This is a genomic window from Bifidobacterium sp. UBA744 (genome assembly GCA_002298605.1).
Classification (GTDB): domain Bacteria; phylum Actinomycetota; class Actinomycetes; order Actinomycetales; family Bifidobacteriaceae; genus Bifidobacterium.
Genome location: DBKS01000057.1, coordinates 32,444 through 41,442, shown reverse-complemented (window position 1 = coordinate 41,442; position 8,999 = coordinate 32,444). Strand labels below are relative to the sequence as shown.

The 8,999-nt window shown below is 60.8% G+C and carries 6 protein-coding genes, 1 tRNA gene and 1 pseudogene (1 of these 8 cut by a window edge); 1 reads left to right on the top strand and 7 read right to left on the bottom strand.

Going from position 1 to position 8,999, the window contains the following annotated elements; translation table 11 throughout:
• Positions 1 to 167: 167 nt before the first annotated feature.
• The 6 genes and pseudogenes from glgX to B2994_RS06480 all read right to left on the bottom strand — a co-directional run bounded on the left by glgX (position 168) and on the right by B2994_RS06480 (position 7,879).
• Positions 168 to 2,288: a glycogen debranching protein GlgX gene (glgX, locus tag B2994_RS06505; protein WP_291527558.1), complete on the bottom strand. Its 2,121-nt coding sequence runs from the start codon at positions 2,286 to 2,288 to the stop codon at positions 168 to 170.
• Between the two features lie 123 nt (positions 2,289 to 2,411).
• Positions 2,412 to 2,975, bottom strand: coding sequence for an NUDIX hydrolase (locus B2994_RS06500; RefSeq protein ID WP_291527557.1), 564 nt, complete (start codon positions 2,973 to 2,975; stop codon positions 2,412 to 2,414).
• Positions 2,976 to 3,101: 126 nt separating this feature from the next.
• A pseudogene (locus tag B2994_RS06495) lies at positions 3,102 to 3,983 on the bottom strand (Nif3-like dinuclear metal center hexameric protein); the annotation flags it as partial.
• A gap of 28 nt (positions 3,984 to 4,011) precedes the next feature.
• Positions 4,012 to 6,888, bottom strand: coding sequence for a DNA polymerase I (gene polA, locus B2994_RS06490; protein WP_291527556.1), 2,877 nt, complete (start codon positions 6,886 to 6,888; stop codon positions 4,012 to 4,014).
• A 5-nt stretch (positions 6,889 to 6,893) separates the two neighbouring features.
• Entirely contained in the window at positions 6,894 to 7,499 is a 606-nt protein-coding gene (locus B2994_RS06485) for an ANTAR domain-containing response regulator (RefSeq protein ID WP_291527555.1), read from the bottom strand.
• Positions 7,500 to 7,805: 306 nt separating this feature from the next.
• Positions 7,806 to 7,879: transfer RNA gene (locus tag B2994_RS06480), tRNA-Leu, on the bottom strand.
• A 120-nt stretch (positions 7,880 to 7,999) separates the two neighbouring features.
• On the opposite strand from B2994_RS06480, the gene B2994_RS06475 reads away from it, so the two are divergent.
• On the top strand, positions 8,000 to 8,596 hold the full coding sequence (locus B2994_RS06475; protein WP_291527554.1) for an NUDIX domain-containing protein: 597 nt from the start codon (positions 8,000 to 8,002) through the stop codon (positions 8,594 to 8,596).
• 109 nt (positions 8,597 to 8,705) lie between these two features.
• On the opposite strand, the gene pyk is transcribed toward B2994_RS06475, so the two are convergent.
• Positions 8,706 to 8,999, bottom strand: the end of a protein-coding gene (gene pyk / locus B2994_RS06470; protein ID WP_291527553.1) for a pyruvate kinase. Its footprint extends 1,164 nt past the window's final position; 294 of the gene's 1,458 nt are visible here — the last part of the coding sequence; the start codon falls outside the window, past its right edge; it ends in the stop codon at positions 8,706 to 8,708.

The window sequence follows — 8,999 nt, the reverse complement described above, 5'->3', positions numbered from 1 at the left end:
CGAATCCCCTTAGCTCCACAACATGAAACCGGTGGCTCAGGCCGCCGGTTTTTTTATTCTCTCTCTGGAATTTCCCTTTATTTGATTCTCCTGACACCGCGTTCAGCGTCGTGTCCGGCTGCCTTCATGCCGGCCGGACACGACGCCACGACGCGCGGTCGAAAACCTCAGAAATCCCTGCGCGCCTCCGGACGCTGAGCGCTCTGCAGCAGCAACAGACTGCGAGGTTGGGCGGTGATGGCGAAATTGGCCTCATAGCTCAGCTCGGGACCGTGGGGATTATAGGTGTCGACGACCAACTGCCACTTGGTGCCGTAACGCTCATCCGGCAACGTGAACACAATCGGCTCGTAATAGGCGTTGAAGATCAGGATGAAGTCATTGTCGACCATCGGGGTGCCGAACCAGTCCTTCTCCGGGATGTCGCCGCCATTGAGATACACCATGACGGAAAAGGCGTGCGTGTTGTTCCAATCGATGCGATCCATGATCGAACCGGTGTGGTCGAACCATTCGACCTGTGGAATCACGCCGGAGGTGTCGCCCGCCTCACGCCCGGTGAAGAACCGGCGTCGATGCAGCACCGGATGACTCAATCTCAGGTGGATGAGCTTTCGGGTGAACTCGAGCATCTCCTGCTGGGGCTTGTCCAGATTCCAGTTCGTCCACGAAATCTCGTTGTCCTGACAGTACGCGTTATTGTTCCCCTGCTGCGTCCTGCGGATCTCGTCGCCGCCGCAGATCATCGGAATACCCTGGCTAAGCAGCAGCGTCGCCATCATGTTGCGGCATTGGCGCGCTCGAAGCTCATTGACGTCCTTGATGGTGGTGTGGCCTTCAACGCCGCAGTTCCACGAACGATTGTGGTTCTCACCGTCGCGGTTGCCCTCCCCGTTGGTCTCATTGTGCTTCTCGTTGTAGCTGACCAGATCGTTCAGGGTGAAGCCGTCGTGCGCGGTGACGAAATTCACCGACGCCACCGGACGTCGGCCGTTGACCTGGTAGAGGTCGGAAGACCCTAACAGCCGACTGGCGAATTCCGGCAGGGTGGACGGCTGCGAACGCCAGAAATCGCGGACGCAATCGCGATAGCGCCCGTTCCATTCCGACCAGCTTGAGGGGAATCCTCCCACCTGGTATCCGCCGGAACCCAGATCCCAGGGCTCGGCGATCAACTTGACGCGGTTGATGACCGGGTCCTGCTCGACGATGTCGAAGAAGGCCGAAAGCTTGTCAACCTCCTGGAACTGCCGCGCCAAGGTGGCGGCCAGATCGAAGCGAAAACCGTCCACATGCATTTCCGTAACCCAGTAGCGCAGCGAGTCGGTGATGAGCTGCAACGCGTGCGGGGAACGCATCAGCAGCGAATTGCCGGTGCCGGTGGTGTCGAAGTAATGCCGTGGGCTGTTGTCCACCAGACGGTAGTACTGCTGGTTGTCGATGCCTCTGAAGCTCAGGGTCGGCCCCAGATGGTTGCCTTCGGCGGTGTGGTTATACACCACATCGAGGATGACCTCCATGCCGGCGTGATGGTAGGCTTTGACCATCGACTTGAATTCGTTGACCTGCTCGCCGTGCTCGCCCGAACTGGAATACCCATTATGAGGGGCGAAGAATCCGATGGTGTTGTAGCCCCAATAGTTTGACAGGCCTTTTTCCTGCAGGAAGGAATCGTTGACGAACTGGTGTATCGGCATGAGTTCGATGGCCGTGATGCCCAGCTTCTTGAGATATTCGATAACCGTGGGATAGGCGAGCCCCGCGTAGGTGCCGCGGATCTCCGGGGGCACGCTCTCGTTGAGGTTGGTCATGCCGCGCACATGCGCCTCGTAGATCACGGAATCATGGTAGGGAATGTGCGGGTGCTGATCGTTGCCCCAGTCGAAATAGGGGTTGATCACCGCCGATTTCATCATATGCGGCGCCGAATCGAGATCGTTCATGGCGTGAACGTCTTCGGGGCTTTTGAACCAGTAGGAGTAGAGGCTCTCGTCGCCGTCGGTCATGCCGGAGATCGCCTTGGCGTAGGGATCGAGCAGCAGCTTGTTCGGATTGCAGCGCAGACCCCGCTCCGGATCGTACGCGCCATACACGCGGTATCCATACAGCTGACCCGGCTGCAGTCCCGGTACGTAGTTATGCCAGACGTATGAATTCTGCTCGGTCATCTGAATGCGCTTTTCATTGCCGTCATCGTCGAACAGGCACAATTCGACTTTCTCCGCGGCCTGGGAGAACAAGGCGAAATTCACGCCGGCCCCGTCGTAGTTGGAGCCGAGCGGGTACATTGATCCTGGTCTGATCTGCATGGTTCTAGTATCCCACTGACGACGAACGTTTCATCCGAGGAAGCTGCACGTCGTCTGAAGAACGCCGGCATGCCAGCCAATCGCCCCTGAGAAGCGGCCCGCTTATTTCGCCCTGCGCAAAGCCTCGTGCAGCAACGCGATCTGGCTGTTCGACGCCGTGACGCCGATCGCCGTCAGCGTGCCGAAATCGACCCACGCCGATTCCACGTGCTCATCGGGGTCGAAATGCCGCGGGCCTTGCCGCCATGCGGACAGATGGATCACCATGATATGCGCGAGCTCGTCGCTCATACCTTCCGAGGAGTAGAAATCGCCCACCGCATCGATGGTGAACGAGTCGTCTCCGGGCTCGGGAACCACCCCGGTTTCCTCACGCAGTTCGCGCAGGGCGGCCTGATCGACGTCTTCGCCCTCGTCGATCAGGCCGGCGGGCAGTCCGTAGGCATAGCGCTGCGATCCCGCCCGATATTCGCGTTCCATCAGATATTTGTCGTTGCTGACGTCGTGGACCAGCATGACCACGCACGGACGATGACGCGTGATCTGCCGGCGGATACGGACCGTGCCGCCGTCGGCGCGATGCAGGTCGATCGTCATGTCGTCGACGTCATATACCTTTCCCCGCCAGACGATGTCATGGGTGGCCACGGTTGCGGGCACGTTCATGTCGACGCCGTCGCAGGAGGCGTCGAGTTCGCGGAGCGTCGAATCGCCGATGTGTCCGGCGCCGCCGTCCCGGTCCGCGGAGGCATTCCCGCGAACGGCAACGTCGATCCGCGTATCCGGCCAATGAATCGTCTGGCACCAGGGGTCGGTGGTGTCGCGGATCCATGCGACGTCGGGCCGCTCCCCCGTCGCCCGTTCGATCGCATTGGGAACGTCCTCGAGGGCATAGTTGAACCAGATCGATTCAATGGCGGCATGCGGCGTATTGATGAATGCCAGGTCGCCATGGCCTATGGCGATCCCCCGCCGTGCCACCCGGGCCTCGTATCGCGCCTGCTCGATCGCATCGGTGACGGGGTGATGGCGCAGATCCGAGGTGACGTACACATCGGCGTCGCTCGCCCGCACCTCGTCGAAGAGGGAATCGCCGGAACCGGGCAGCACCGCCACCGTATGCACGGGCATTGACGGGTCGCCGCACATCTGCACGCCCAATGCCGTGGGCATGCCTTGGCAGTGAACGGCCTGCGCCACACGCATGGCGAAATCCCCCAGCGTCATGGGATGCTCCAGCACGCCTATGCGTCCCAATCCCACCGGGTGGCTCGCCTTCGGATCGTCAAGCGGCACCAATGGCCTCTGCTCGACCAGCCGCAGCGCATCCGCCGCGGCCTGTCCGACACCGCGCCATGCGGCATCGGCATTCGTGTGCCCCACCCACAGTGCGCAATGGCCCCGGTTCAGCTTGCTGACGAGATTGCCGCGAAATCCCAGGCCGGAAACCTCGTGAACCGACCGAAAGAACAAAGGATGATGCGTGACCAGCAGATCCGCTTCCATGGCAAGGGCCTTGTCGACGATGGCGTCGGTCGGATCGGCGGCGAAGGCGATCCGACGCACCGGCTCGGTCGGATCGCCGACGATCAGCCCCGGTTCATCCCATTGTTCGGCGTATCGCAGCGGATACAGCGTTTCAAGGACGTCGACGACCTGTTTGAGATTCGGCATGCTGTCATCCTTTCTTCGGTGCCGGTTGTCAGTGCGCGGCAAGCTGCCAGTCGGCGCCGATGCCCGTCGATACGTCCAACGGCACGGCCAGCTGCACGGCATGCTCCATGGCGTCTTTCACGAGCGAGGTGACCTGTTCGGCTTCGCCGTGAGCGATCTCAACCACCAATTCGTCGTGGATCTGCAGAATGATCCGGCTTTTCACGCCGGCATCCCGCAGCGCCCTGTCGGCCCGAATCATGGCGATCTTCATGATATCGGCCGCGGATCCCTGGATCGGGGCGTTGAGGGCGCCCCGCTCGGCGGCATCGCGAACATTGCGGTTGGTTGATTTCAGGCCCGGGAAGAAGCGGCGACGGCCAAACATGGTCTCGGTGTATCCCCGGCGTTTGGCGTCGGCGACCAGTGACTCCAAATAGTCATGCACCTTGCCGAATGTGGCGAAATACTTGTCTTTCAGCACATCCGCCGCGGCAGGGCTGATTCTGAGCTGCCTGGCCAGCCCATACGTGCTCAGGCCGTACGCCAGCCCGTAGCTCATCGCCTTGACATGGCTGCGCTGGTCGGCGCTGATGCTGTCAATGGGCACCTGATAGACCAGCGAAGCCACATACCTGTGGAAATCCATGCCGGACCGAAACGCTTCGATCAGCGCCTCGTCGCCCGACAAATGCGCCATGATGCGCAGCTCAACCTGCGAATAGTCGGAGCTGAGGAGGGACTCGAAGCCCTCGCCGGGCACGAATGCCGACCGGATTTCCCGGCCGGCCGCAGCCCTGTTCGGAATGTTCTGCAGGTTCGGATCCACCGAGCTCAACCGACCCGTGGCCGCGACGGTCTGCTCGAATGTGGTGTGGATCCGTTGGTCTTCGGGATTCACCGTGTCGATCAGCGACGTGACGATCTGCTTGAGCTTGTTGGTCTCCCGGTGTCTGAGCAGCGCGCCCAAAAACGCATTGGCGCGGTCGTTGTCGACGGATTTGGCGTAGAGGTCCTGCAATGTGGCGGCATTGGTGGTATACGAACCCGATTTGGTGCGCCGTGAGGGCTTGAGACCCATATCGTCGAACAGCACCTGCTGCAGTTGCTTGGGGCTTTGCAGGTTCAGACGTTTGCCGGCCGCGTCCCATGCGATCTCCTGCGCCTGGTTCGCATCGGCGGCGAAGGTGTCGCGCATGGCGGTGAGGCGGGCCAGATCGATGGCCGCACCGCGGGTTTCCATGCCGTACAGCATGTCGGACACCGGCAGTTCCAAGGACGTCAGCAATCCGTACTGTCGGCGTTCGTCGAGTATCGGCGCCAGATGTCCGGCGAGCTGACGCACCAATGTCAGCTCACGCAGGATCGCGCGATTCAGGGCCTCGTCGTCGGCTTCGGGATCCCCGGAAGCGGCGTCATCGAGGTCCAATTCGCCTTGGGCCGGTTTGGATTCCTCATCGTCATAATGGATGTCCAGGAATTTGGAGGCCGCCTCGTTCAGCGTTTCGGCATGGAAATCGGGCAACGCCAAATAGCCGGCCAGCTTCGTGTCGAACAGGGGCCTCGCGACCTGGTTCACACCTATCGAGGCCAGCAGATGGCGTATTTCCTTATACCCGTGCACAATCGCCGATCCCATATTCGAGGCGATGAACTCGCGCAGCGGCGACGGGATCTCGCCGGCCATGGCGACCAGAACGTGGCCATCGGCGGCCATCACTCCCAGCGCCTGGGCTTTCGCCTGGCCGGGTTTGGCGGATCCGGTTACCACCAAAGTCCATGCACGGTTGAGGGACTCGTCGCACATCAGGTCAGCGGGCACGCTGAACGCCTGATGCGCCCCGTTCCCGTCCGCGGAAGCGCCATCATCATGCGCATCCGCGCTGCCCGCACCGTTCGATCCGATATGGGCCGCGATCCAGTCGGTGACGCCGGCGGCATCGGCGGGCTCATCCAGCACCGCTTCGACCGTTTCCCGCATCGGCTGACCCGTCCGGCTTGTCGACGACGACAACGCGGGAAGCCGTCCGTTGTTAAACGTCTTCAGCACGCGGTTGCGGGTCCGATCGCCAAATTCGAGCGAGGCGAACAGCGTGTTCACCTCGTCGGCGTCCAAAGCCCCGAACGTCAGATCATCCACCGTCACGCCAAGATCGAGATCCCGAACCAGCGCATTGACCTTGCGGTTCAGCTTGACCTGGTCGATGTTCTCGCGAAGCGCCTCGCCTTTTTTGCCGCCTATCTCATCGGCGTGCCCGATGATGCCATCCAGCGAGCCATACAGGTTGATCCATTTGGCGGCGAAGCCGTCGCCCACGCCGGGAACCCCGGGAATGTTGTCGGCGGTTTCGCCCCTCAAGGCCGCCAGATCCGGGTATTGGCCCGGCGTGACCTTGTATTTCTCCTCAATGGCCTCAGGCGTCATATGCTTGAGGTCTTTGAAGTGATGGCCGGGATACAGCACGGTGATGTCATCGTCAATCAGCTGGAAGGCGTCGCGGTCGCCGGACAGGACCAGCGTGCGGTACCCCGCCTCCTCCCCCATGGTCGCCAGGGTGCCGATCACGTCGTCGCCCTCGTATCCGGGTTTCTCGATGTAGGTGACGCCCAGGGCCTTGAGCATGCGCTGGATCAGCGGCAGCTGGGTGAGCAGTTCCTCGGGCGCGGCGTCACGCGTGCCTTTATACTGCGGCAGCAACTGGTTGCGAAAGGTCCCGCCCTTCACGTCGAACGCCACGGCAAGATGCGTAGGCCGCTCCGAGTCGATGACCTGGGAAAGCATGGTGGCGAATCCCCACACCGCATTCGTCGCCTGACCGGACGATGTTGAAAAGTTCTCAACCGGCAATGCAAAAAAAGCGCGGAACGCCAAAGAATGGCCGTCAACGACCAGCAGCGTTCCGCGTTCGGTGTTCTGCGAATCCATGCGCTTCAGCGATCACCCTCAACCTGCGCGATGACCGCATCGGCCACTTCCTGCATCGTCAGGCGACGGTCCATTGAGGTCTTCTGAATCCAACGGAAGGCCTCGGACTCAGTCAGGCCCATATTCTCCATGAGCAGGCCCTTGGCACGGTCAACGCGCTTGCGTGCCTCGAAACGGGCCTTCATGTCGTCCACTTCGTCCTTCAGCGCATTGATCTGGTCGAAACGTGAAATGGCGACTTCAAGGGCGGGCAGCAGTTTCTCGGGGACGAAGGGCTTGACCACATACGCCATGGCACCGGCGTCGGCGGCCTTCTCCACCAGACTCTGCTGCGAAAAAGCGGTCAGCATCACTACCGGGGCGATGTTCTCCTTGGCGATCTCGGTGGCGGCGGTAATGCCGTCCTTCCCGGGCATCTTCACATCCATCACAACAACATCGGGAGTGAACTCGCGGGCCAGCTCAACGGCTTCGTCCCCATTGGCCGCCTGACCAACCACATCATAGCCGGCATCCGTAAGAGCTTCCACGATATCCATGCGAATAAGGGCCTCATCCTCGGCCACAACAACCTTGCGACGGTCGGACCCGTTCTCATATTCGTCAGCCATGCAGACACTCACCTTCCAACACCCATTTTTGCTAGCACTTCTTTTTATTACACTTTGGACTTTTAGCCAAGGCGACACGCCGTTGGCCGGTGCGCTCTTCGGACGGAACCGAGAACGTTTCGGATGGCGTCAGGGTCGAACCGGCTCCAGTCCTCCGCCAGTCTGCGCGGCATCCGCCCTGCCCCTTCGAACCTGGTATCGACGGACAGGTTGTTGTTCGCAGCCCATGTCGTCGCGGTTCTGATCGAATCCAGAAGAGCAACCGGAATCTTCAACGATGAAGTGAACCGAACTTGCCATGTCACGTGCCCTCGGTGGGACTCGAACCCACACTGCGCAGATTTTGAGGCTGCTTCCTCTACCAATTGGGATACGAGGGCTTTTCGCGCCTTAGAAAAGATACCATATCTTCCGGACTGATATGGCACGCGACACGGCTTTTCGCCCTACAATGAACATGAGCGTCCTATCAGGCGCGTTGCCTAACCAAAGGAGTTTCCATGGCAGATAAGACTTTCCGACCGTTCGATCCTTGGCGCCCATCACCGGTGAAGGAGATCTCCCGCGACCAAATCGTCGAAACGCACTATTTCAATGTCGACCATGTAGCGTTCGAATCCTCGCAGGTCGGATCGTTCGAACGGTACTTTATCCACGAAAATAACGGGGAGACCGTGGCGATACTCGCCGTGACCGACGATATGAAGATCCCGCTGATCGAGCAGTACCGCATCGCCAACCATCGTTGGACGCTGGAATTGCCTGCCGGCCATGCCAACACGCCTTCGGAACGTCCGCTTGACGTCGCGATCCGCAAATTACGCGAGGAGGCCGGATTCGAGGCCAAGCACTACGCCCAGTTCTCCAGGTTCCTCAACACGCCCGGATACTCCACGCAGCACACCTGCCTGTTCTACGCGACCGGCTTGACGCCGGTGTCGCGCGAGGACATCGGACCGGAAAGCCCCCGTTCCAACGTGCGCATGGTGTCGCTTGACGATGCCTATCAGATGGTGCTCAATGGCACGATCTGCGACGCCAAGTCCATGATTGCCATTCTGCGCGGCCATATGGGACTGCGCGATCTCGACGCATGACAGTTCGTCCGGAAAACGAGATTGGCCTCCTCACCGCGATGCGGCGAGGAGGCCAATCAATAATCATCAGACAGGTGCAGTATCTACTCCAGTCCGGTTACCACACTGCTCACTCGGCGGTGCCGACGGTGTGCACGTAGATGGAGTCGGTGCTGCCCGGCTCGTGCTCGCCCTGAGCGGAGCTGAGGACCACGATCTTGTCGCCGTCCTCGACCTTGCCGAGGCCCTTGAGGGTCTCGTCGGTCAGAGCCATGAGATCCTTGCGGGACAGGTCGTGGTAATCCTTCTCCAGCAGCACGGGCACGGTACCCCAGCTGAGGTTCAGCCAGTGATAGGTGTGCTCGTTGGTGGTCAGGCCGTAAATAGTGGCGGCCGGACGCTCGCGGGACACGCGGTGCACGGT